This window comes from Cocleimonas sp. KMM 6892, from assembly GCF_035798195.1.
Classification (GTDB): Bacteria; Pseudomonadota; Gammaproteobacteria; order Thiotrichales; family Thiotrichaceae; genus Cocleimonas; species Cocleimonas flava.
In genome coordinates this window covers 1-23,726 of sequence record NZ_JAPFBV010000010.1, presented here as the reverse complement: position 1 = coordinate 23,726, position 23,726 = coordinate 1, and the positions used below count along the sequence as shown (strand labels likewise).

Sequence of the window (23,726 nt, the reverse complement as noted above, 5' to 3'; positions counted from 1 at the left end):
TCATCAATAATCAAGATTTAATAGGCACTCAACGCCAAGTGATGCGTTTTTTGCATGAGTGGCACCATTAAAGGCATTAGACAGAAGTAACCTTTCATTTTACATTCTTTAAGAGCAAGAGAACGTTATTGATGAGGCTAGTTACACGATTACGATTTATGTATTCGAACACTATCTCGATATACGTACTTATTTATTTACAAAACAAAAAATGAATTAAATTTTATAAGTATCAGTTTATTTTTAAATTCATTAAAGAGTCATATAAGTCCACTAGTATCGTTTAACACTATTTACTTTTTTCAAATATATAAAAGGAATATTGAATAGGTCTGGTTGCTGAATGAAAATTATCATTTCGGTCATCATTTCAATATAAGTATTTAACTATAAATCAGGAAATGAATTAATGAAACTCACTACATTTTTCACATCAGTTGCCGCAGTTACTGGAATATTAGTTAGTGGTATGACAACCGCTTCAGCAGAAAGTACCTTGGAAATAGTAAAAAAACGCGATCATCTGCGCTGTCAGATAGGTAAGCCTTCCCCGGGCTTCTATACCATTGATGCCAAGGGTGATTGGGATGGCTTTTATGTAGCTAATTGCCAAGCAATTGCCGCCGCTATTTTCGGTGACAAGTCAAAAGTAAAATATCAATCGGTTGGTAGCCAGGTAAGATTCACGGCACTTGCAAATGGCGAGTCAGATCTTTTATCACAATCAGCTACCATGACTATGTCACGTGACTCTCAATTAGGTTTGGATTTTCTACAAACCAATTTTTATGACGGTCAGGGTTTTATGGTTCGAAAGGACAGCGGCATAACAAGCGCGCTTCAACTAAAAGGTGCCAAGGTATGTGTAAAGACTGGTTCGACTTCTGAACTTAATTTAGCCGATTTTAGCCGTAAGCATAATCTAAAAATTAGTGCGGTTACTTTTGAAGACTTCAATGTTCGAGATGAGACATACGTAAAGGGTGGCTGTGACGCACTCACCAATGACAAATCATCGTTGGCTGCAAATAGTGCTGCTTTCCCAAAGCCTAAGGATCATTTGATTCTGCCTGAAACGCTATCTAAAGAACCTCTTGGGCTTGTAGTACGACAGGGTGACAGCGACTGGGCAAATCTTGTCAGATGGTCTTTAAATGCCATGGTTAATGCTGAAGAGCTAGGTGTCAACAGTCAAAATGTTGATGAAATGCGTAAGTCAGATAATCCATCTATACGCCGACTCTTAGGTGTTGAAGGGAATCTTCATGATGGCATAGGCTTAGACAAAGACTGGGCATATAACATCATTAAACAAATTGGTAACTATGGCGAGAACTATGAGCGCTATCTTGGAAATGGTGAAAAGGCTCTTGGAATCACTCGTGCAGGTACACTCAACGCACTTTGGACAAATGGCGGATTACTGTATTCACCTCCTATGCGATAAATGACGCGATAAATCTTGTTTCAACATGCACTGGCGCACGACCATTTGTTTACTGGTCGTAGGGGGGTGATGCCGGTGTATGTTGTTCTCAATAAACGAATACCAAAGAGAAATTATTGTTGTGGCCAATGATAGTAATACCAAATCGCAACGCATAAAACCGAAAGAAAAGTTTAACTTTTTCCATGATGAGCGCGTTCGCGGCATCCTCTATCAAATATTGACAGTAGTAATTATTGGTTGTTTTTTTTGGTATTTGATCAGTAATACTGCACACAATCTTGAATTAAGGGGGATGAACTCTGGTTTTGGCTTTTTAAATGTAGCGGCAGGATTTGACCCTGGTTTCAAGCTGATCTCTTATACGCCGGGGATTGGAACGTATGGTCGTATCTTTTTGATCGGCATACTTAACACGCTGTATGTCTCTTTTTTGGCGATTATTGCGTGTACCGTCTTAGGGTTTTTTATAGGCATATTAAGACTTTCAAACAACTGGTTGATTTCAAAAGTTGCGTTAACATTCATCGAGATATTTCGTAACACCCCATTATTGATTCAATTAATTTTCTGGTATGTGGGTGTTTTTAGCATACTGCCTCAAATAAAAAATAGCTTGGATCTTTCTGCAGGTGCAGAAGTGGTATTGCTCAATAACCGAGGCTTATATACCGCTTGGCCAGTACCAGGGGAGCAATTCTGGATAACGGGTTTGGCATTTATGGTTGCGCTTATCTGTGTCTATTTACTCAAGAAATGGGCCAATAAACATCAAGACAAAACGGGGAAAAGGGTAGCTGTTTTGTTGCCATCGCTGGCGATACTTTTAATCTTACCTGGTTTCGTTTTTTTACTGACAGGGTCTCCACTTAGCTGGGATATCCCGAAAATTGAAGGTTTTAATTTTGTAGGAGGCGCCAGTCTCCCGCCCGCTTTTATTGCCTTATTAGTGGCATTGGTTGTTTATGGTGCTGCACACATGGCTGAAATTGTTCGAGCCGGCATACAGTCGATTAATAAAGGGCAGAATGATGCTGCTCTTGCCATAGGTTTACGGCAGAACAAGGCCTTGCGCCTCATCATAATCCCTCAGGCAATGCCTGCCATTATCCCGCCGATGATTAGTTTGTGGCTGAGTACGGTTAAAAACTCATCACTCGCAGTGGCGATTGGTTATTCAGATATTGTTTCACTGTTTATGCAGACGTCGTTAAATCAAGCAGGGTATGCCATAGAAATCGTCGCCATGACCATGGGGTTTTATATGTTCGTGAGTCTGATTATTTCAGGGCTGCTCAATATCTATAATAAGAAAGTACAGCTGGTGGAGCGTTGAGATGGCCTTTGTAAAAAAAGAAATAACCCACGCTAGACCTGCACCGTTATCTGAACGATCAGTAATTGGCTGGATGCATAAACATCTATTTAGCTCTTTCTACAATAGTATTCTCACCATAGTGACGCTGTATATTATTTACATAACAACTAAAGGTTTATGGGTCTGGGGCATAGCCGATGCTGTCTGGATCGCTGAGAGTAGACGTGAGTGTTTTGATATCAGTATTGATGGCGCATGTTGGGCAGGTGTGATTGCGTGGATGGACAATATTTTTTACGGTCGTTATCCGAAAGACGAGCTGTGGCGAGTTAACGTTGGTATTTTATTATTAATCGTCTGGATGCTGCCGCTGTGGTTACCGCGTGTTAAAGGCAAAATATTTATAGCCATTACCTTGATTAGTTTTTACCCTTTTTTAGCAAATTATATATTCCTTGGTGGTGAAAGTAGTTTTTTTAGCCAGTTTATGGTTTCAGCTGCGATCGTTTCTTTCGTCGTTATCATGTTGAATGCGATTATCGGTGTAATTCAGGGTCAAAGCATTTCAACATTTATTGCTACCCGTTTAGGCAGTTCACTGAAATCTGAAAAGAGCCAACGGAATCTAAACTTAGCGCTTCTAATCATTACTTTTATCATTGCATTTTTATGGCAACAAAGCTGGGTACTAGGCGAAGTACCCTGGACTAAATGGGGAGGACTATTCCTAACCTTAGTCATTTCAGGGATTGGTATTGCCACCGCTTTACCTGGCGGAATTATTCTGGCACTGGGTCGTCGTTCAAAATTACCTGTCATCAAGGTACTTAGTACCACCTTTATCGAGGTGTTTCGCTCGGTGCCACTCATTACCGTGCTGTTTATGGCGACGACCATGTTTCCGTTGTTTTTACCCGAAGGCTTCGTGCTCAATAAACTCGCTCAGGTCATCATTGCAGTGTGCCTATTTAATGCGGCTTACATGGCTGAAACGGTTCGTGGTGGGTTGCAAACTATTCCCAAAGGGCAGTATGAAGGGGCACATACCATTGGCTTGGGTTACTGGGGAACCATGGGTTTAATTGTGATGCCGCAAGCTTTAAAAAATATGATTCCAAATATTGTAGGCAATTTTATTAGCATCTTAAAAGGCACTACATTGGTCTCAATTATCGGTTTATTCGATATTTTAGGGATGTTAAGTAGCGTGAGTCGAGATTTGTCATGGATCGGTTTACATAAGGAACCACTATTATTTGGCGCGATGATATTTTTTATACTTTGCGCGCTGATGTCAAAATACAGTCGTCATCTAGAATCTAAGTTGTCCACTAATCGTAAAACGTAGTTCTTAGAAAACTAAGAAGTAGATACTAAGAAATAGACACTAAAAAATAGACACTAAAAAAGAAAACACCAAGGAATAAAATGAATTCGAATACACCTATGGACAACAATGCTGCAGAAGAAAAGTTGGTATCAGCAGCGTCCTCTGAAGTCATCATTAATATTGAAAAAGTTAACAAGTGGTACGATGATTTTCATGTTTTGAAGGACATCGATCTGGTAGTAAAAAAAGGTGAACGAATCGTTGTCTGTGGTCCTTCTGGATCAGGGAAATCAACACTTATTCGCTGTATCAATAATCTGGAAGAACATCAGGAAGGCAGTATCGTCGTTGATGGAATAACGCTAAACAAAAACCTCAAAAATATTGATCATATCCGCACTGAAGTGGGCATGGTATTTCAGAATTTCAATCTATTTCCTCATCTGTCGATACTCGATAACCTTATGTTGGGTCCGATCTGGGTACGTAAAATGCCCAAGGCCGAAGCCCGGGCTACTGCACTAGAATATCTAGAACGCGTCAAAATACCGGAACAAGCCGATAAATTTCCAGGGCAACTTTCAGGTGGGCAGCAACAGCGTGTAGCAATAGCGCGATCACTATGTATGAACCCCAAGATCATGCTGTTTGACGAGCCGACGTCAGCACTTGATCCAGAGATGATTAAAGAAGTGTTGGATGTCATGGTCGAGTTGGCTGAAACAGGTATGACTATGATTGTGGTCACTCACGAAATGAATTTTGCAAAAACCATTGCCGATCGTGTCATCTTTATGGACGAGGGGGATATTGTCGAGGAAAACGAGCCTCTCCAGTTTTTTAACAACCCCCAACACGATAGAACCAAGTTGTTTCTTAGTCAGATACTTTGATGTTTTTAATCTCAATTAGCTGACACAAAAAATTCATCAAAATGGCTCTGACAGGCAACACAAATTCCCAAAGCTTGAATAACATTCTTTTTAGAAAAAATATTAGGTGTATCAAATGAAATTTCCTCCTCATCACGGTTCTATAGCGTCATTAACTCCAACGATATGCCATCTTCTGGGCATCAGCCCTCCCGAGGTCTCAGCGGAACCCGCGTTAGATATGGTTATCTCTACACTTGAAGAGAGCAGCCTTCCTTTCGAAAAATGTTTAATTATTGCTCAGGATGCTATTGGCGCTCATTTATGGAAGTCGCACGAGAGTGATCTCAATAAAATATTACCTCTGGTTCCGTTACGTGTTCCTCTGCGTGCTGCTTTTCCTCCGGTAACGCCGGTTTGTTTTGCCTCTATTTTTAGCGGAGCGCAGCCCGAAGTTCATGGTATTCAAAGCTTTATAAAACCTGTATTAAGCTGCGACACACTTTTCGATGCACTTGCTCGCGCAAATAAGAAAGTTGCTATCGTCGCTGTCGTAGATAGCTGTATTGATTTGATATTTAGAAACCGTGACGTAACGTATTTCTCAGAAAAGGATGATAAATCTGTCAAAGAGAAAGTTCTGGAAGTTATTGAAGGCGATGAATACGACGTTATCATCACCTATCAAGCCGATTACGATGATAATCTACATAAAACCGAGCCTTACTCGCCGGTTTGTATTGAGTCTCTTAGACAGCATATTAAAGACTTCACAGAAATGACAAAAGCCGCAAATCAACACTGGGGGGATAAACGTCACGTTATCGCATTTACGCCTGATCATGGTGCACATGTTAATGACGCAGGAAAAGGTGATCATGGCATAGATATCCCTGAAGATATGGATATTTACCATTGCTATGGTATTTATACGCCTTAGTATTTTCCGTAGGTGATTCTAGCGAACATATTGTAGTGATATCTGAAGTTCGATTATCAGCAGAAAGCATATATGCAAGAGATGACGCTGAGGTGAAAGGCTTGTTCTAAGCCGCTTAAAAAAACTGCCCGTAAGTGGGGAGGTGGCTTTTCGTTTTATCGACAACCAGAAAAGCTATCTCCCTTTTTTATTTGGTTAGCTGAAATATGATATTTCACCAAAATTCGTGATCTAAGCCATGAAATACAGCCAGCTTAAGCGATATAGTTTTGAATATTCTGATGTTTTATTCGACATAACGATATCTAGGTGTACACATGCGCTGGCTGGTCATTTTTAGTGTTTTCTTTTTTGCCGTGTGGGCAGACTCATTCATAGGAACAACAGACATTGCCAATTGGCGTATTGAAAATACTCTAACGGCGATAACGGTACTTTGCTTAATTTTTACGTTTAAGTGGTATCGGTTTAGTACTTTGAGTTATTTCTTAATCTGTGCATTTCTGTGTTTGCATGTTTACGGATCTAAATATACCTATGCCGAAAATCCCTTTGGTTATTGGCTACAAGATATTCTACAAACCTCAAGAAACCCTTATGACCGACTTGTACATACGAGTTTTGGTTTGCTCTTGTATTATCCATTTTACGAGATTCTTTTAAACGGCTTAAAACTCAGAAAGCGCGAAGCGTTGATCATACCGGTGTTAATCGTGCTGTCTGCCAGTGCCATCTATGAAATGATAGAGTGGCTGGTTGCTGATAAATTCTTTGTAGAGCAGGGCATTTCTTACCTTGGTACGCAAGGCGATGTGTGGGATTCGCAAGAAGATATGTTTGTGGCGTTTATAGGAAGTTTATTAGCCGCTTTGATATTTTATGTATATAGACTGAGCTTTGGCAAGCGAGCTCATAAAATGCTTAAGTCGTAAAAAAGTCCTTTAAAGTAGGGGGGTGGGTATATTTTTAAATGACTTAGCGGTTACGAATATTTTCTGCACCATTTCATATTATCAACGTCGGCACCCATTTCTTCGGTATCAAAATATACCGCTTTATCAATACGTTTAACCGTAACACTCTCTCTTTTAAGACGAGATTCAGTTAACACAAAGATCGTTTTAAACAAATCATCATTCATTGCGTTTTCTAACGATATTTTTGTATCAAAGACGAAAACCAGTTTTAAACTTTGAGGAAAGTTTGCGTAATCTACAAAATGAGTGAGCCAGAGAAAGCCGGTGTATTTCTCTTTCAAGGTTTCACAAACGTCGGTTAATGCTATTACGATTGAAGATTCAATCTTCTTTTGATTTCTTTTCATTGTTTGTACGTTTTGATTTTTCGTGTCTTACGGAATATTAGCTGAATGATCAGTGTATTCAGTGATGAAGTAAACGTATTAAACGTATTAAACCAAGAAAAGCGCTGCTCTAAATAGGTGAGTCATAAGAAAGTAAAAAGTCAGTCTCCAATAATTTAAAGACACTGTTATCTATTTTCCATTTTCCAGAATGCAAAACACCTCAGAAGATTAACTCTCCTGAGGTGTATAAAGTCTAAATGTCCTGACATAGCCCCTATGTTGAGACATCTACATACTTTATTTCGGGCGTTTACCTGCAGGTACACAGGCTAATTCGCCTTCACCTTTAGGTGGCGCTTTACATGTACCTGACATTTCACCGCGTGAAGATGACACAGTACAACTTTGACCTTCGCTTTTACTCGCACACGCTTCAAACGCTTCAGCAGGTGGTTTGCCTCCTGATCCACCTCTTTTTCCACCTCGTTGATTATCTGAGCTACAAGCCGAGATAGATAACGCTGCCATTACAACGAATAAAGTTGATGCGATTGTTTTAGATTTCATTAATTTCCATACCTTAAATTATGTATTCGTTTTGTGAGTCACTTGATGTGATATGGAATAATAAAAAGCAATCGTGAAGAGAATGAGGAAAAAATAAGGAAGTTAGTTTTTGTTTTTAACTAATATGTTTATAAAGATCGTTTTATCGGATTTCTGTTATAGGTAAAAGGGCGCATGATTAATTGATCAATGCGTTGATCTTCGTTACTCCGTAATTGTTCTAAGCCAATTTGCATATTGGGTATTTCTTCATAAGGTTTTTTTGTCGCTGTACCGAACACATAATCAAAGATTGGGAATACGATACAAAAATTACTATCGGTATAGCGCCTATCACTGGAGTGATGCATGCGATGATAATCGGGGGTGGTGACGAAGAGGCGCAGTACTTTATCAAGCCTTTTTGGAATAATCAGATTGCTATGGCTGGTTAAAACGATAATGGTGCGTACAAAATTAAAGAGAATAATTGAAATGACAGGTGCGCCTAACAACATAACCATTGGAGTAATGATAATTGTATTAATAATTAAAGGCTCAAAAGGATGGTGCCTAACGCCTGTGGTCACATCAATTTCGGTATCTGAATGATGTACTGAATGAATCCGCCAGAGTATTGGAAATTTATGAAAAGCACGATGAGACCAATAGGAAGTGAATTCAAACGCAAACAATAAAACGAAAAGTGAGGCAATATCTGAAAAACCAAAGTGCCTTAATAAAGGCGAGTCTGGTTGAAATTGATTAAGAATAAGTGCCAGATTGAAGGTATAAAAAAGTATTAAAAAATGATTAAAAATAGCAAGGCTAATATTACTCACCCAGCGATTGGTTTGGTTGGTATCACTTCTGCGTCTTGGGAAATAACCTTCTAAAATATATACAAGAAAAATGCCGCCAAATAAGGCGGCAAATTGTATTTCAAAATAGTTATTTTTAATAAAGTTAATCACTTTAAAATTTTTTTGTTGTTAGAGCTGATGATATTAAAGTTATTCTACTAATGAACCAGTGCAATAAAGTTCACAACCATCTAAATTGTTTATTTGTAAACCAACAGAACAAGTTTCAGAGCTAACAGGAGGCGGTGCAGCCGCTGTTGTGAGCTTTTCTGCGGGTTTAGTTATAGCGGGAACTGGACCACAAGTTTCTCCTGATGGGGGCGTAATCATATTAATTGTCGTAATAGCTCCATTTTCGTTAGTGAAACGATTGTAGCCAGGATACAACTCAGCTGCACCTGAAGTACTACTGGTGTTTAGTGGCAAGCCCGGGAACCAGCCTGCGTCTGCTTCAGATACTATTTGAGCTCCACCTGTTATTAGTGATATTGAACCAGCTCCTAACAACGTGACAAACATTTTATTAACACCCGAGTTTTTTTGTTTTGCTACACGAACTGCCACTGCAAACAAAAGTAAACTGAGTACGATTAACATGGTACTACTTAAAGTCGGTATGCTGGTTGCGCCTCCAATGGAATAGGTCATTGTGCCTGTTGGGGGAGTAACACTTCCTGCTAATGCAGTGCTAAATGAACTAAAAAAGCTGATAAAGATACCTAGTTTTATAACTAGCGTTTTGTTAAATGACATGCCGATTCCCCTTTTGAAATTGATAATATGAATGAAAAGTCTCTGTATTTTTGGGTGTGTTAAAAACCAATAGTAAGCCGAAGATAAAATTTACTATTTGAATGATCAAAAATATCATGAAAGGTTTTTTCGGTGTATTACCCAAATATACTATAGACAAAATCAGTTTCGTGAAAACTGACGTTAAAAATCACCTGTTATAATTTCACGCACAAAAAAGCCCGAATATGTTCGGGCTTTTTTGTGCGTGAAATTTAAAAGTGTTTGGCTTTAAGCAAACTTCTGATCTATCTGCAAAAAGGTGTCTTCTTTGCGGAATAAAAATAACATCACACAGGCTGCTAACATCGGCCACGCAGCAAAGAACAATAAGTGATTCCCTTCAAAAGGTGATAGGTATTGACCGAAAGAAGACAAGGTTGATGCCGCATGTAATAGCAATACTGCGCCATAGGTAATAGTTTTCTTGAAGCCAATAAAAAACAGGGCTAATAGAATAAGCTCTAAAACGCCTATGATTGTGAAAATAGAGCTGGCTAAGCCAGAGATCGAATAGAATTTATTAAAGATCGCGGCGGTGTGACCTGGGTTGACAAATTTATCTACCGTCCACATGAGTATGACGAGAAAAACACTCGCGCGAAGAAAAAACATTGAATACTTAAATTTGTTATCGGTGGTCACTTTCTATTTCCTTATGAGTTATAACTATTAATAGTTGAATTAGGGGAATTGATTTTTAATGTTGTAAAGTAAAGTGACAGCTTAAACCATCACTTCTTGCCTCTATACGAGTGACCTTTTTATTTAGATACAGAATTTACAAAGATTAACAAAAGTTAATGTTAGGTAGAAAAACGGCCTTAAAGTAGGGGGGTGCCAATAAAAATTTATGTGCTGTTTTGCATGAGTTCGTTGAGATTAAATACAAGTAATCAGCCACGTTTTTTTACAGTACCTTTTTTGCTCATAGTGTTCGTCGCCGTGGTTTTCTTGGCAGTACTCTTCTTTTTAGTAAACTTTCTTTTCTTGCCCCATTTTTTAGGTGTTTTACCTAAACCTTGCAACCCTGAAAACTCAACGGCCCCCACATCATTGATTAGTTGTTGTAAGTTTTGTGTCATGGGTTGCATGAAATTCCCATAACTCATCTCGCGCTGGCAAATCGCTTCTAGTTGCGATTCCCAATGTGCTGTCATATCAGGGTAGCCCATACTCTCAGGTAGGCTGGTAATGAGTTGGAGGCCAACCTTTGTCGCCCGAATTTCCTTACCTTTGCGCTGTAGATATTCTCGCGTAAATAATAATTCGATAATCCCGGCTCGCGTTGCTTCTGTGCCGATCCCGTCTGTTTCTCGTAAGACCTTTTTGATCTCGGGATCGGTCACATAGCGGGCGATACCCGTCATCGCGCTTAGCAGGGTTGCATCGGTAAAATGCTTGGGTGGTGTGGTCTGTTTTTCAACCACATTGGCATCGGTGCATGTAACGGGGTCATCTTTTTTTACCAGCGGTAATTGTTTTGCCGAAAACGCTTCACTCTCATTGTTGGTATTTGTTTTTTTGCTTTGTGGGAATAATTCTTTCCAACCCTGCGCGAGTACATCTTTCTGCTTGGCGATAAACAGTCCACCACTCACTTCGCTTTCGATGCTTTTATCTGCGTATTCAAAAGGCGGATAAAACTGGATCAAATACTGCCGAGCGATGAGTTCGTACAGGTTCGATTCATCACGGGATAATCGACCGCCATCCATGGACTTCATCGTAGGAATAATCGCATGGTGAGCGCTGACTTTACTGTCATTCCAGGCTTTGCTTTTCAGTTTAAGGTTTGCCTGTGCAACCGCATCACTGAGTTTGTTGCAAGTCTTGGCGATAGCATCTGTCACGCGATCAACTTCACGTAAATGCTCCGTCGGCAGGTAGCGACTGTCAGAACGAGGATAGGTGATCAGATTGTGTCTCTCATAAAGGTTTTGACAGGTATCTAACACCTGTTTGGCACTCATGCTGAATCGTTTTGCCGCATCGATTTGTAAGGCCGAAAGGTTATACGGCAGTGGTGGCGCCTGTTTCTTTTTTTGTTCGGTTACTTTGGTGATTTTTCCGGGTTGGTTAGTGACTTTAGCCACTACTGTTTCTGCGAGTTTCTTCGACAGTACGCGACCTTCGTCATCCCTATAGTCATCGCAAGACGTACTGGGCTTCCACTTTGCTTGAAAGCTTTCCTGTTTTGAAGTTTCAAGCGTTACCACCACTTCATAAAAGGGTTTTGAAACGAAATTCATGATTTCTAAATCACGATGTACCACCAAACCAAGTAGCGGCGTTTGTACTCTACCCACAGAGAGTACGCCCTGGTAGCCAGACTTTTGCCCTTTAATGGTACATAAACGTGTCATGTTTATACCGTACAACCAATCTGCACGTGCTCTGGCTAATGCAGAAGTCGCCAAGGGGATAAAGTCGGTATTTTTCTTCAGATTGTTTAATGATTTTTTCACGGCGTTAGCGTTGAGATCATTAATCAGACAGCGTTGCGTTGCTAACTTTTTAGCTTTAGACACACCACAGTGATTAATCACCTCATCAATCAGAATCTGACCTTCGCGATCAGGGTCTCCCACATTGACCAGCGTATCGGCTTTTTTAATCAGCTTTTTGAGAACAGTAAATTGCTTTCTGGTATTAGGTTTTACCTGAAGTTTCCAAACATCCGGCACAATCGGCAAATGAGCAATCACCCATTTTTTATACTCAGGGTCGTAGGCTTCGGGTTGTGCCTGTTCGAGTAAATGACCAATACACCAACTCACGATATCGCCATTGCCCACCTCAATATAGCCATCACCTTTTTTATGCGGTCTGGGTAGCGCATCGGCAACAGCGCGCCCAAGACTAGGTTTTTCAGCGATATAAAGAATCATGAGATTGAATGAAACATAGCGTGAGTATGATGAAAAAGTAGGGACTATAACTGACAGTTTCTGCAATTTCATTTTTATTATGAATCGCACAACGGCAATTTTGTCATCTATCATTGATAGAGCAAAAGCTGAATAATTATAGTTGGGAAAAAGTGCCTTAAAGTAGGGGGGTGACTAAAACAATTGTTGAAATAAAAAACCAACATCGATCAACGCAAATGCATTGATCGATGCTGGAATTATATCAGCCCAGTCTCACTACTTAGAAAAACCAAGAGGCAGTTGTAAACTGTTTTGATTTATTCATAGTTAGTTCGCCTCTGCGCCACAGGTCGTTTCTTTCTCATGGTTAATGCATAAACAATTATAGATATAGAGAATAAGTAGATGGGGTATAGAGATTGCGAAATTTCCCAGTTAGACAATGCTATTAAATTCAGTGTATTCCCAACCAGAAAGAATCCCCATGCCATTTGACTTTCGGACTCTGGCTCATGGTATGTCTTCTTGATGGTTGGCATTGCTCCAAACATATCTATCGTAATATTCATCAACAACGCTATCAGTGCCGAACCTGATATCCACCAAAATAGTAGACTGATAACGGCGGCTAACAGACAGCTTCGATCAAACTTATCCAGAGTTCCATAACCATATTTCAAAGATAATAGGGCTATGCTCAATGGACCTATCACATACGAAATAGGCACCCAGATAGCTTCAACTCCACCAGAAGACCAGTAACTTGCACACAATAAGGCACCAATCACTGTCCAGATCCACCAGGTCACGCGATTGGGTTTAGTCTTCCCTTGTAAAATTGAAATGATGTAAGGAATAAAACCTGCAAGGGCGATAACTCCGGCTACTTTACTAATTATTTCATAAAATTCAGACATGATTGATTACCTCATCGATAAGTTGTGAATGGTTGCAAGGGTGTCGTAACAACGTAAAAAACGACCATTTAATTCGGAAGTTAACATCATGTAGTAATGATTTTTATTGGCAGCAAATGCAGAGTATTCTTCCGAGATACGCTTGCCAATGGCTCTTCGAATAACCAGATCACAAAAAGCTTGTTCCTTACCCAGAGTTTGCAGAGAATCCTGCTTGTTATAAAAATTCTCGACCCAATTGATGTCACTGCTTAATCTGGTATTTGGAGGCAGTGTGCTTTTGGCAGACATGACTTCATGATTGCAATCATGAAAATCAGAAGGTGAAGTCACTTTTCCCGTAGGAAAATCTATTTCGGTATTTACTGGTATTAATTCAGCATCTTGCCAGCCTTTATTGATCAACGCTTTTTTTACATCTAAGCTTTGTTCTTGGTAAATTGAATCTAACGTTGGTTGATCCAGACTTTGAGCTTCGTTGAGGTATTCCCAGCGAACCATGAAGAATTTCAAGTCAATATTGAATCCATACTTTTTATAGATATTGGCATAGTTGATAAAGTAAGGAAGCTCTTTAAGTGCTGTAGGGCTTGCTAACACAGCCCTTATACTAATACTGTTAGATGAGGGTTTGGTTGCTGCCGAATCCAGGAATTCAGCCAGTGAACGATATCGCTTTTTAGGAAAAATTTTCGAACGTAAACACTCATAGACCTCTTCAATTAAGTTTGCGTATTTTTCAAGATAATATTTATTTTTATCTTCAAGATTGGATGAGAGATCATTTAAAATGTCGAATATAGATTTTTGCTCGTTGTTGAGAGATATCTGAAAATGATCAACAGCCTCTTGAGGGTTTTTAAATTTTAAGTTTATTTTTTTATTAGGGTAGGGAAGCTGTGGTTCACCTGAAAGGTTGATTAATCCACATTCTAAATTTGTCTTGCCTACAGAATGAATTTTCTTTTGTTTGTAATGTAAATCTTCCATGATTTTTCTCCATAATAACTATTAATGTATTTAATTGCGCACAATAAGTTTGTGCGCAACTGAAAATATAGTAGTTGGAGATTTTCTGTCATCTTATTTTTAAATAGGGTCCATAATATTTGATAAATTCAACTAAACTAATATTGTGAATTTTAAACAAATCGAAACATTCCTCTGGGTATCGAAACTACTAAGTTTCAGTAAAACGGCGCAACAGCAATGCACCACCCAGCCCGCGATATCCTCAAGAATAGCTGCCTTAGAAGCCGAGCTAGGCGTGACCTTGTTTGAGCGAGATAGAAACAACAAAGTCATTCTCACCACGAAAGGGCATGAGCTATTGCCTTATGCCGAGAAAATAATCTATAACACCAAAGAGTTCACCGATAAAGCAAACCAGTCAGCCAGTTTTTCCGGGGTGTTACGTATCGGAGTTTCAGAAACAGTGGCTTATACCTGGCTGTCTGAATTCATGGAGCGCTTTCAAAAAAATCTCCCCGATGTATTGATTGAATTAACGGTTGATGTCTCTACTGGCTTATCGCAACAACTGACTGAAGGTTTGATTGATATTGCATTTTTACTGGGGCCCTTATCTATCTCGATGATGGTCAATGAAGAGTTAACTTCGGTGCCATTGGTTTGGGTAGCGAGCCCGGATTTAGACATCAATAAAAAAGGCGAGAAGCAACAATCGCTGGAAGAATTATCATCAAAATTACCGGTGATTACGTATGCCAAAAACACACTGCCTTATAACGAAATATCTCGTCAATTAAAAAAGAATTCAAAAGAAGTCCCGAGGATATTTTCGTCTACATCTTTAGGTGTTTGCCGACAGCTAGTGTTAGATGGAAGAGGGATTGGCGCACTGCCAACAGAAATCGTTAAAGACGATGTGGAAGCCGGTAAGTTAGATATATTAGAGCTGAACTGGACGCCTTCAAATTTGAATTTTACCGCATCCTTCCCGATGACGCCGCATAAACCCCAATTACAAACCGTCATTGATTTAGCAAAGAGGGTAATCGCCGATCGTCATGGGCAAAAAGATATCATAGATACAAACACATAGCGGATTAAAGCAGAGTAATTTATTCGCCGCTTATATTTTGATAACTTATTTTTTTCAAATCATACAAATATATATAATTTGAATTTATATCCCTTGTTTTCTAATATTAAACCAATGCTTACTATTAAACAGAATAATGGAATCTAATACACACACTCTCAGCCAGATACGCCAGTTAATAAGGTCAGGTGAATTCACCCGTACTACCAGTGGCATCATGCCCGATTTAGTGCAGGGAAATGTTGTCATTTTACCTAAGCAAGACGCTGACAGATTTGTCGAATTCTGTGATCTAAATCCCACACCATGCCCGATTTTGGGAGTATCCGAACCCGGCGAATACAGCATCCCTAGTTTAGGAAATGCTTTGGATATACGCCATGATATCCCGCAATACAATTGTTTCGAAGATGGTGAGCTAGTCGCCAAGCCGACAAATATCGAAGCCTTCTGGCAAGATGATTCGGTAGCTATTGTCTTAGGATGCTCATTCTCTTTTGAAGATGCGTTGCAACGTCAGGGATTCAGAATTAAAAACATCGATTTGAATACCAATATTTCGATGTATGAAACGTCGATTGAAACCAATCAAACAGAACACTTTAAAGGGAATATGGTGGTTACCATGCGTCCCTTTAAACAACATGAAATTGAAGATGTGATAGAAATCACACGCGGTTTCGATAAAGCACACGGTGCGCCGGTACACATTGGCGATCCTGCGCAAATTGGCATTAATAATCTCGATGATCCCGACTACGGTTCCGCTGTTGAACTGGCAGAAGATGATATCCCTGTTTTTTGGGGCTGTGGTGTCACCACACAAAGCATCTTGAGAAGCGCAAAATTACCCAGAGTGATTACTCATGCACCAGGAAAAATGCTGATTACTGACCACAATTATGAAACTCTGGTCGGCCGTCTCTAATGGCTGTTTATTTTTCCACCTATGTTGTTATTTCTAGTGTTACTTAGGTTCTGACTGTTGTTGTTACCTATACTTAAACTGGATTTACCAACAGAAAAACCAACTAACGTTTATTTTAACTATTTTACATTGACCCAAAGAGAAAAAAACATGAATAAAAAACTGATTTTAGGCACATTAATTTCTGTAGGACTGACACTCGGCCTTACATCTTCGGCGTTTGCAGATAAGTGGGATATGCCTACACCTTACGGTGATGGGGTACATCACACTATCAATGTTAAGCAGTTTGCAAAAGAAGTGAATGAAGCAACAGCTGGTGATTTAAACATTGTTGTGCACTCAGGTGCTTCATTGATTAAACACCCGGAAATTCATCGTGCAGTGCGTACAGGCCAGGTTCCTATTGGTGAGATGTTCATGGGATTACTCGGTAATGATGACCCGCTATTTAAAGCAGACAATATTCCGTTTTTAGCGTCTGATTTTGATTCAGCTAAAAAATTATGGACAGCGTCTCGTGCCGCTATTGAAAAGTCGCTAAAGAAAGACGGCATCAAATTACTATATGCAGTGCCTTGGCCTCCACAGGGAATTTACTCGAAAAAACCGATAAATTCTGTGGCTGATCTAAAAGGCGCAAAAATGCGCGCATACAGTCCAACAACGTCACGTCTTGCGGTGTTATTAGAAGCAACACCTACAACGGTTCAGACGCCTGAAATTCCACAAGCATTCTCAACCGGAATCATTGATGCAATGGTTACTTCTCCAAGTACGGGTGTGAGTAGTCAATCATGGGATTACATTTCAGATTACACGGACACACAAGCGTGGATTCCGAAGAACATGGTTATCGTCAATGCTAAATCATTCAAACGTCTGGACAAGAAAGTGCAAAAGGCCGTTGAAGAAGCAGCAGCGGCTGCTGAAGCTCGTGGTTGGGAGATGGCGATAGAAGAAACAAAAGCAAAAACAGCTATTCTGGCCGAAAAAGGTATCAACGTTGCGACACCATCTGCGGAGTTGAAAACAGGTTTTCAGGCAATTGGTAAAACAATGGGTGAAGAATGGGCAAAAGAAGCAGGCGCTGATGGCGTTGCGATTATAAAAGCACTTCAATAATCGCCTTCTTTTTGATGCATCGTTTTTAGATGCTTTGTTTATAGATACTTAGTTATTAGATGCATAGCCATTAGAGGCTTTGATCAATAAAAAAGCCTCTATAAGTGGGGGGGGGTGTACTCAGGATTTTTAGTTAATCAGGTTTTCCAATAAATCATGATTTCCAGTTAATCCGTACACCCTCTGACTTACTTAGTTACATATTCTTACTCACTTTCAATTTTCGTTTTTTTTAATCAGCACAGATAATCTGAGGTCATAGTTTTGAGACGTTTTCTTGATACGCTTTATCTAGGTTCAGGCATGTTAGCTGGCTTGTTCATCATTTTAATCACCATCATGATACTGGCACAGATCGTTGGGCGCTGGTTCAATATCATCATTCCATCTACCGAAGATTTTGCCGGGTTTTTTCTCGCCGCTGCAACATTTTTGGCATTGGCGTATACCTTTAGAATGGGTGGACATATTCGCATCACCATTCTGGTTCATCTACTCAAGGGTAAGGTCAGTCGCTTTGCCCTGACGGCGACACTCAGTGTTTTCATTCTGATGATTGCCTACGGGGTTTATTACACCGCCGCATTTGTCTATGAATCCTGGTCATTCGATGAGTTGTCTCAGGGGTATATCGCCGTGCCTTTGTGGATTCCTCAATTGGGTATGGTAATAGGGCTGCTTGTTTTCCTGATTGCTTTAATCGACGATCTGGTGTTGTTGATTTCTGGTGGGACTCCCACCTTCGTTGGCTTAGAAGAGTAGGGGAAATCACATGGAAATGACTCACTTAATTATTGTCCTTGGCGCTGTATTATTAGTGTCATTACTCAGTGGTATCTGGGTTGCGGCCTCACTGTTTCTGGTTGGTTTCGTTGCCTTAATGCTAAACGACAACAGTAATATTGGACTGGTGATGGCAACCACCACCTGGGGTGCATCTGCCACCTGGACGCTCGCCGCTTTACCCCTGTTTATCTGGATGGGGGAAATACTGTTTCGAACCAAACTCTCGCAGGATTTATTTCATGGTCTCGCACCATGGCTAAATAAAGTGCCGGGACGTTTATTACACGTAAACATATTGGGCTGTACTATTTTTGCCGCAGTGTCCGGCTCATCCGCCGCGACCGCTGCAACCATAGGTAAAATCACCATACCCGAATTAGAAAAACGCGGTTACCCGATGAAGATGATGCTAGGTACCTTAGCTGGCTCGGGTACTTTAGGATTTCTCATTCCACCTTCCATTATTTTGATTGTGTATGGAGTGTCTGCCGAAGTTTCTATCTCGCGTTTATTTATCGCAGGCGTATTACCCGGAGCCATGTTGGTGGTGCTGTTTATGGGTTACACCATGATTTGGTCAATGCTGAATAAAGATAAATTCCCAGAGGAAGATGACGAAGAGTTAACCAATATGACCTTCGGACAAAAACTCTACGCGACACGTCGATTATTTCCGGTAATGGGATTAATTCTATTCGTTCTCGGTTCTATCTATGCAGGTTTTGCTACCGCAACCGAAGCCGCAGCACTGGGTGTATTTGGCGCCCTGATTTTGTCTTTGGTAACGGGTAACCTTTCGTTACAAACGTTCAAAGAAAGCTTATTAGGCGCAACCAGAACCTCATGCATGATTACCTTTATCATCGCGGGTGCTGCCTTCCTAAGCCTTGCAATGGGTTTCACCGGCATTCCCAGGGCACTGGCAGAAAGTATCTCGGTGATGGGCTTAACGCCCACACAACTCATCATCGTCTTAACCTTATTCTTCATGGTACTCGGCTTTTTCCTCGATGGCATATCGATGGTGGTGTTAACCACGTCTATTGTATTACCGATGGTAGAAAGCAGCGGAATCAATCTTTTATGGTTCGGTATCTATGTGGTATTAGTGGTTGAGATGTCGCAGATTACCCCACCAGTTGGTTTTAATCTGTTTGTAATGCAAGGGTTAACCAAAATCAATATATTGAAAATAGCAGCCTATGCGTTGCCATTTTTCTTCTTATTACTCACCGCAATCGTGCTGCTCACTGTTTTCCCAGGGATAGCGACATGGTTGCCTCAATTGATGACACAGAAATAATATGATTAAACTAAATTGTGATTTAGGCGAAAGCTACGGCGCTTGGAAAATGGGCACAGACGAACAAATTATGCCGTATATTGATATGGCAAATATCGCCTGTGGATTTCATGCCTCTGACCCATTCATTATGGATAAAACGGTCAAGTTGGCAGTACAAAACAACGTCACCATCGGTGCGCATCCGGGTTACCCCGATCTGCTCGGATTCGGACGTCGGGACATGTCGTTTAATGCAGATGAAATAAGACAACTGGTGCTCTATCAGGTAGGTGCCTTACAGGCGATTTGCGAAGCCAATGGCACCAAGATCGGCTACGTAAAACCGCATGGCGCGTTATACAACACCATGATGAAAAGCCAATCGCAATTAACCGCGATTATGGAAGCAGTCGCGTCTCTAAAAGACCCTGTGCCATTGATGATACTGGCCAATGCCGATGCCGAAGAAAACAAACAACTGGCAGAAAAGCATTCTGTATCGCTGTTGTTTGAAGCCTTTGCCGATAGACGTTACGCCGATGATGGAAACCTAACTTCGCGCGCTCTGGAAGGCTCGGTTCTGGAAAATGAAAATGACATCCAGGATCAAATCAAATCGTTGATTACAGACAAACAAGCCATCAGTATTTCGGGTAACACGCTATCAGTCCATGCCGATACCCTGTGTGTGCATGGTGATAATGTGCAAGCGCTGGAATCGGTTAAAAGCATTAGAAAATTTATTGATGCTAATTTTACGAAGTCTTAAACCATTGTGATATTTCTGATAAATACGATGTTGATAGTTTCCATAAAGCCATGAACGTAGTTTCTGTATCCGAGAACACCGTTGTCGTGCTGTTCGAGCAAAAGATATCGCAGCAGGTTGCCGCTCAAGTGCTCAAGTTAAAACAACTTATCGATGCTGAACTTGCAGACTATGTAATTGATATCGTGCCTTCCTATGCTTCGATACATTTAAGCTTTAACTTACGCAAAATAAACCATCAGGGCTTTGTCGATAAGCTGGAAACGCTAACCGATATCGTATTAAACGCAGCTGAAGATGACACCCTTGATGGCCAACAGAAACTCATAGAAATCCCCGTTTATTATGGTGAAGAAGTCGGGCTGGATCTGCATGAAATGACAGAAACAACGGGTTTATCAATCGAACAAATCATTCAGATGCACCACCAGAAAACCTATCGTGTGTTTGCCCTTGGTTTTTCTCCCGGCTTTGCATTCTTAGGCTCTGTTGATCAGCCGATTGCAGTGCCGAGAAAAGAAACCCCAAGGCTTTCAGTACCCAAAGGCAGTTTAGGCATTGCCGGCGAACAAACCGCTATCTATCCATTCGATTCACCGGGTGGCTGGAATATCATCGGTCGCACCCCAATGAATCTTGTTGATTACAATCAACACCCACCGTGCGAATTTGAAGTGGGGGATAGCATCAAATTTAATCCCATCAGCAAACAAGCGTACCTTGATTTAGGCGGGGAGTTTTAAATGTCGCTAGACGATTTATTACCGCCTACCTTGCAAATAGTAAAACCCGGCGTCATCAGTTTACTACAAGACTATGGACGCTATGGAATGCAACATTATGGCATTACCAATAGTGGCCCGATGGATGAACACGCTTATCTATGGGCGAATCGTTTATTACAAAACAACTTCAACGCACCGCAGATAGAAATTTGTCTGGGCGGGTTCGAAGCACGTTTTACCAAACCCACCAGAATCGCCATTTGCGGTGCGCACTTACACCCAACACTCAATCATAAACCACTGAAAACATGGCACAGTTACGCGATAAAAGCAGGTGATGTACTTCGCTTTGGTGGCGCACATCATGGGCTATATGCCTATCTGGCGATTGCCGGTGGTTTTGATGTTAAACCGCAGTTATCCAGTTGCAGTACCGTAATGCGAGAGCATTTGGGGGGTATCCATCAAAATGGCGAGAAATTAGTCGCAGGAGATTCACTGGATTACCCGCATTACAACGAACGACACATAAAGGGTACGGGGCCATTTTCAACCGTGGTGCCAGAAGCATATATCCCAGCATACCCAGATAAAATCAGCATACGTTTTATCCCGAATTATTCAGAAAATGGTTGTGGTGAAGCGACCTTGAATAAATTTACCGAGCAAAGCTATCGCGTCAGCAATGAAATTAATCGCATGGGGTATCGCTTGAAGGGTGAGGCGCTGCCTCATGATGGTAAAAGTATTATCTCGCAGGGGATTAGTACGGGGTTTATTCAATTACCCAAAGATGGGCAGCCGATTGTGTTAATGAAGGATCGGCAGACCATTGGTGGGTATCCGTTATTGGGGTGTGTGGCGCATTTGGATGTGGCGAAGTTGAGTCAGAGTAAGCCGGGGGTGGAGGTGGAGTTTGTTCCGGTTGAGATTGCGGATTTGGAAGGGGAGTTGGGGGAGTATTTTGGGTTTTTGCTTTCTTAGGCTTACCGGAAGCCTAGAAAGTATGTTGTAGATTCTGTAGGAATCTTAGACGTACAGGGATTGGGCTGGGTTTGGTGTCCGTTTTATCGGGGGAGGTTCCGAGAGCGAGTAGTTTTTCCGATGATGTAACTTGTTATGCATTTTTTGACTACTTGGTATAAATTTAGTATTTATTTAACAAACTCTTGTATTTCCTTGTAAGTACCAGGTGGGCTAGTAATACATTCAAAGTCTGTCCATCCGGAGTCCATTATTTCAGGGTCACCCCCTCCGCCAATAACTTTTATTGAACAATTTTTGCTAAAACGGCATTTATCAAAATTTTCACTAATTGAAAAATCTGTTGTAGTGCCAGAATAAATATTACACTCATCTTTATTTGAATATTTTAAATACAAAAAAACAGCTGTAATTGAAAATAGTATAATAATAAATATAAGCTTTGTTTTTGAGAATTTATAATTCATATTTGATTATTGTCTTTGCATAACGCCTACATCAGCCGACTGCAAAAGTGGGGTGACGAAGGAACCCTGCTTTTGTTGGTCGGATGCATGTACTTGTTAGGCTTGTACATTAAAAAACTTCCATAACTATTGATTCACCTTTAGGTGGAAACTCAATAATTACAGATTCATATTGTCCTTCAGCTGTCTCAATATCTAAGTAGTCTCCACTTTCAAATTGAATACAAAGAATTTTTGGGCTTTTTAGAAAAGCATTTATAGCAAGCTGGCGTAATAGTAGACCCCACGGACCATTATTGGGATTGGGGTCGTCACAATCCCATGTGTGTTTTTTATTAGAAACTGATAATAAACTTCGTTCATTACATGTTATTTGTAGAGAAATGAAATTAATTGATAATCCAGAAGACATCAAAGTTACTGAAGACACAGATTCCTCTCTTTTGGAGAAGTAGCTATTTAGTATTTCAATTATGCTCTCGTTAAATAAAATCATCAGTCCAATACCAGCCTAACGCCTTGCTCAGCGGAAAAATGCGAGCGCGAGCGAGTAGTTTTTCCGATGAAGTAACTTGTTATGTGTTTTAAATGATACAATTGGTTATTTTTCAGGAGGAAGTTCTAAAGACACTGATTCTTTCAAATCACCATTAGAGCGATAAACATTTCTTTTGTTGTTTACATAATCATAGGTCATAAAATAATCAAGCTGATTCATATTATTAAATACAATCATTTTACTTATTAAGTTATTTTTATAAATTGATTCTGACATGAAATCTCTTTTCCCGTTTCCTTTATAAAAGCACTCTTTCTTCTTACGTTGCTTATTATCGTTATAGAAAAACTTACAACTCTGACCTACACTATTAAATGCAATTTTTCTGCCTTTTGCATCGAATATAATTTCTTTTTTTACGATACCTTTCTTATCAATACCCTCAGCTTTGAGCGGCTTAGAATTTTTACTATAAAAAACTTTATAATAAAATATATATTTATTTAGATTTTTTTTATCTATTAAACCACGAAATTTTTCACCATCGTCATACTCATAACTAATACCCCCACCAAAGTTGGAATAATATTTAATTACAGATTCAGTAGGCTCAATAGAACTACATGAACTTGCATTAGCAAAACTAAAACAGAACATAAGAACTATAAAATTCTTTAAATTGATTTGAATATTATAAATCACTCGGTATTTGCCCTATAGGTTTCGATCATTAGCGATTTAGCGTCTCGGACACATAACGCCTTGCTCAGCGGAAAAATGCGAGCGCGAGCGAGTAGTTTTTCCGATGAAGAAACTTGTATGGTTACTAAAGTTAAAGAACGGGTAAACTGAGACCCACCTTTAGTTAGCTGCTAAAGGCCATTATGTA

The 23,726-nt window shown here is 40.2% G+C and carries 25 protein-coding genes; 14 read left to right on the top strand and 11 right to left on the bottom strand.

Translation table 11 applies throughout. From position 1 onward, the window contains the following. Positions 1-409 precede the first annotated feature (409 nt). From OO007_RS19455 to OO007_RS19430, 6 genes are all read left to right on the top strand, one after another. Complete coding sequence (locus tag OO007_RS19455; RefSeq protein ID WP_325810071.1) at positions 410-1,447, top strand: amino acid ABC transporter substrate-binding protein; 1,038 nt, start codon at positions 410-412, stop codon at positions 1,445-1,447. A gap of 79 nt (positions 1,448-1,526) precedes the next feature. Then, on the top strand, positions 1,527-2,783 hold the full coding sequence (locus OO007_RS19450; RefSeq protein WP_325810070.1) for an amino acid ABC transporter permease: 1,257 nt from the start codon (positions 1,527-1,529) through the stop codon (positions 2,781-2,783). Between the two features lies 1 nt (position 2,784). Next, positions 2,785-4,113, top strand: coding sequence for an amino acid ABC transporter permease (locus tag OO007_RS19445; protein ID WP_325810069.1), 1,329 nt, complete (start codon positions 2,785-2,787; stop codon positions 4,111-4,113). Positions 4,114-4,193: 80 nt separating this feature from the next. Next, positions 4,194-4,988, top strand: a complete 795-nt coding sequence (locus OO007_RS19440) for an amino acid ABC transporter ATP-binding protein (RefSeq protein ID WP_442784353.1) — start codon at positions 4,194-4,196, stop codon at positions 4,986-4,988. A 115-nt stretch (positions 4,989-5,103) separates the two neighbouring features. Further along, a complete protein-coding gene (locus OO007_RS19435; RefSeq protein ID WP_325810068.1) occupies positions 5,104-5,907 on the top strand; it encodes a hypothetical protein in 804 nt (267 codons plus the stop codon). A gap of 317 nt (positions 5,908-6,224) precedes the next feature. Next, a complete protein-coding gene (locus tag OO007_RS19430) occupies positions 6,225-6,839 on the top strand; it encodes a DUF2238 domain-containing protein (RefSeq protein ID WP_325810067.1) in 615 nt (204 codons plus the stop codon). Positions 6,840-6,889: 50 nt separating this feature from the next. Here OO007_RS19430 and OO007_RS19425 read toward each other — a convergent pair whose 3' ends face one another. From OO007_RS19425 to OO007_RS19390, 8 genes are all read right to left on the bottom strand, one after another. Then, positions 6,890-7,231, bottom strand: coding sequence for a Fis family transcriptional regulator (locus OO007_RS19425; RefSeq protein ID WP_131905728.1), 342 nt, complete (start codon positions 7,229-7,231; stop codon positions 6,890-6,892). Positions 7,232-7,510: 279 nt separating this feature from the next. Further along, complete coding sequence (locus tag OO007_RS19420) at positions 7,511-7,780, bottom strand: hypothetical protein (RefSeq protein WP_131905727.1); 270 nt, start codon at positions 7,778-7,780, stop codon at positions 7,511-7,513. 128 nt (positions 7,781-7,908) lie between these two features. Continuing rightward, complete coding sequence (locus OO007_RS19415; RefSeq protein WP_325810066.1) at positions 7,909-8,733, bottom strand: sterol desaturase family protein; 825 nt, start codon at positions 8,731-8,733, stop codon at positions 7,909-7,911. A gap of 39 nt (positions 8,734-8,772) precedes the next feature. Then, positions 8,773-9,375, bottom strand: a complete 603-nt coding sequence (locus OO007_RS19410; protein WP_325810065.1) for a midcut-by-XrtH protein — start codon at positions 9,373-9,375, stop codon at positions 8,773-8,775. A 270-nt stretch (positions 9,376-9,645) separates the two neighbouring features. Further along, positions 9,646-10,059, bottom strand: coding sequence for a hypothetical protein (locus OO007_RS19405; RefSeq protein ID WP_325810064.1), 414 nt, complete (start codon positions 10,057-10,059; stop codon positions 9,646-9,648). A 251-nt stretch (positions 10,060-10,310) separates the two neighbouring features. Continuing rightward, entirely contained in the window at positions 10,311-12,377 is a 2,067-nt protein-coding gene (locus tag OO007_RS19400; protein WP_325810063.1) for a DNA topoisomerase III, read from the bottom strand. A gap of 227 nt (positions 12,378-12,604) precedes the next feature. Next, positions 12,605-13,204: a hypothetical protein gene (locus OO007_RS19395; RefSeq protein WP_131905724.1), complete on the bottom strand. Its 600-nt coding sequence runs from the start codon at positions 13,202-13,204 to the stop codon at positions 12,605-12,607. A gap of 6 nt (positions 13,205-13,210) precedes the next feature. Next, on the bottom strand, positions 13,211-14,194 hold the full coding sequence (locus OO007_RS19390) for a hypothetical protein (RefSeq protein WP_325810062.1): 984 nt from the start codon (positions 14,192-14,194) through the stop codon (positions 13,211-13,213). A gap of 145 nt (positions 14,195-14,339) precedes the next feature. On the opposite strand from OO007_RS19390, the gene OO007_RS19385 reads away from it, so the two are divergent. The 8 genes from OO007_RS19385 (at position 14,340) to OO007_RS19350 (ending at position 21,871) form a co-directional block, all read left to right on the top strand. Next, complete coding sequence (locus OO007_RS19385) at positions 14,340-15,269, top strand: LysR family transcriptional regulator (protein WP_325810061.1); 930 nt, start codon at positions 14,340-14,342, stop codon at positions 15,267-15,269. A 136-nt stretch (positions 15,270-15,405) separates the two neighbouring features. After that, the gene (locus tag OO007_RS19380; protein ID WP_325810060.1) at positions 15,406-16,197 is read left to right on the top strand and encodes a putative hydro-lyase; all 792 of its coding nucleotides are present in this window, start codon (positions 15,406-15,408) and stop codon (positions 16,195-16,197) included. Between the two features lie 150 nt (positions 16,198-16,347). Beyond that, entirely contained in the window at positions 16,348-17,322 is a 975-nt protein-coding gene (locus tag OO007_RS19375; RefSeq protein ID WP_325810059.1) for a TRAP transporter substrate-binding protein, read from the top strand. 264 nt (positions 17,323-17,586) lie between these two features. Further along, entirely contained in the window at positions 17,587-18,084 is a 498-nt protein-coding gene (locus OO007_RS19370; protein ID WP_325810058.1) for a TRAP transporter small permease, read from the top strand. Positions 18,085-18,094: 10 nt separating this feature from the next. Then, a complete protein-coding gene (locus OO007_RS19365; protein ID WP_325810057.1) occupies positions 18,095-19,411 on the top strand; it encodes a TRAP transporter large permease in 1,317 nt (438 codons plus the stop codon). 1 nt (position 19,412) lies between these two features. After that, positions 19,413-20,162: a 5-oxoprolinase subunit PxpA gene (locus tag OO007_RS19360; RefSeq protein ID WP_325810056.1), complete on the top strand. Its 750-nt coding sequence runs from the start codon at positions 19,413-19,415 to the stop codon at positions 20,160-20,162. A 50-nt stretch (positions 20,163-20,212) separates the two neighbouring features. Then, the gene (gene pxpB, locus OO007_RS19355; RefSeq protein ID WP_325810055.1) at positions 20,213-20,905 is read left to right on the top strand and encodes a 5-oxoprolinase subunit PxpB; all 693 of its coding nucleotides are present in this window, start codon (positions 20,213-20,215) and stop codon (positions 20,903-20,905) included. Further along, entirely contained in the window at positions 20,906-21,871 is a 966-nt protein-coding gene (locus tag OO007_RS19350) for a biotin-dependent carboxyltransferase family protein (RefSeq protein ID WP_325810054.1), read from the top strand. A 170-nt stretch (positions 21,872-22,041) separates the two neighbouring features. Here OO007_RS19350 and OO007_RS19345 read toward each other — a convergent pair whose 3' ends face one another. From OO007_RS19345 to OO007_RS19335, 3 genes are all read right to left on the bottom strand, one after another. Continuing rightward, complete coding sequence (locus OO007_RS19345; protein ID WP_325810053.1) at positions 22,042-22,338, bottom strand: hypothetical protein; 297 nt, start codon at positions 22,336-22,338, stop codon at positions 22,042-22,044. A gap of 109 nt (positions 22,339-22,447) precedes the next feature. Beyond that, entirely contained in the window at positions 22,448-22,768 is a 321-nt protein-coding gene (locus OO007_RS19340) for a hypothetical protein (protein ID WP_325810052.1), read from the bottom strand. A gap of 171 nt (positions 22,769-22,939) precedes the next feature. Then, positions 22,940-23,539: a hypothetical protein gene (locus OO007_RS19335; RefSeq protein ID WP_325810051.1), complete on the bottom strand. Its 600-nt coding sequence runs from the start codon at positions 23,537-23,539 to the stop codon at positions 22,940-22,942. Positions 23,540-23,726 lie beyond the last annotated feature (187 nt).

Excerpts from the sequence above, each read along its gene's own strand:
- OO007_RS19455 (WP_325810071.1), top strand. The coding sequence starts at position 410 with ATGAAACTCACTACATTTTTCACATCAGTTGCCGCAGTTACTGGAATA.
- OO007_RS19450 (WP_325810070.1), top strand. The coding sequence starts at position 1,527 with ATGTTGTTCTCAATAAACGAATACCAAAGAGAAATTATTGTTGTGGCC.
- OO007_RS19445 (WP_325810069.1), top strand. The coding sequence starts at position 2,785 with ATGGCCTTTGTAAAAAAAGAAATAACCCACGCTAGACCTGCACCGTTA.
- OO007_RS19440 (WP_442784353.1), top strand. The coding sequence starts at position 4,194 with ATGAATTCGAATACACCTATGGACAACAATGCTGCAGAAGAAAAGTTG.
- OO007_RS19435 (WP_325810068.1), top strand. The coding sequence starts at position 5,104 with ATGAAATTTCCTCCTCATCACGGTTCTATAGCGTCATTAACTCCAACG.
- OO007_RS19430 (WP_325810067.1), top strand. The coding sequence starts at position 6,225 with ATGCGCTGGCTGGTCATTTTTAGTGTTTTCTTTTTTGCCGTGTGGGCA.
- OO007_RS19425 (WP_131905728.1), bottom strand. The coding sequence starts at position 7,231 with ATGAAAAGAAATCAAAAGAAGATTGAATCTTCAATCGTAATAGCATTA.
- OO007_RS19420 (WP_131905727.1), bottom strand. The coding sequence starts at position 7,780 with ATGAAATCTAAAACAATCGCATCAACTTTATTCGTTGTAATGGCAGCG.
- OO007_RS19410 (WP_325810065.1), bottom strand. The coding sequence starts at position 9,375 with ATGTCATTTAACAAAACGCTAGTTATAAAACTAGGTATCTTTATCAGC.
- OO007_RS19400 (WP_325810063.1), bottom strand. The coding sequence starts at position 12,377 with ATGAAATTGCAGAAACTGTCAGTTATAGTCCCTACTTTTTCATCATAC.
- OO007_RS19395 (WP_131905724.1), bottom strand. The coding sequence starts at position 13,204 with ATGTCTGAATTTTATGAAATAATTAGTAAAGTAGCCGGAGTTATCGCC.
- OO007_RS19390 (WP_325810062.1), bottom strand. The coding sequence starts at position 14,194 with ATGGAAGATTTACATTACAAACAAAAGAAAATTCATTCTGTAGGCAAG.
- OO007_RS19380 (WP_325810060.1), top strand. The coding sequence starts at position 15,406 with ATGGAATCTAATACACACACTCTCAGCCAGATACGCCAGTTAATAAGG.
- OO007_RS19375 (WP_325810059.1), top strand. The coding sequence starts at position 16,348 with ATGAATAAAAAACTGATTTTAGGCACATTAATTTCTGTAGGACTGACA.
- OO007_RS19365 (WP_325810057.1), top strand. The coding sequence starts at position 18,095 with ATGGAAATGACTCACTTAATTATTGTCCTTGGCGCTGTATTATTAGTG.
- OO007_RS19360 (WP_325810056.1), top strand. The coding sequence starts at position 19,413 with ATGATTAAACTAAATTGTGATTTAGGCGAAAGCTACGGCGCTTGGAAA.
- pxpB (WP_325810055.1), top strand. The coding sequence starts at position 20,213 with ATGAACGTAGTTTCTGTATCCGAGAACACCGTTGTCGTGCTGTTCGAG.
- OO007_RS19350 (WP_325810054.1), top strand. The coding sequence starts at position 20,906 with ATGTCGCTAGACGATTTATTACCGCCTACCTTGCAAATAGTAAAACCC.
- OO007_RS19345 (WP_325810053.1), bottom strand. The coding sequence starts at position 22,338 with ATGAATTATAAATTCTCAAAAACAAAGCTTATATTTATTATTATACTA.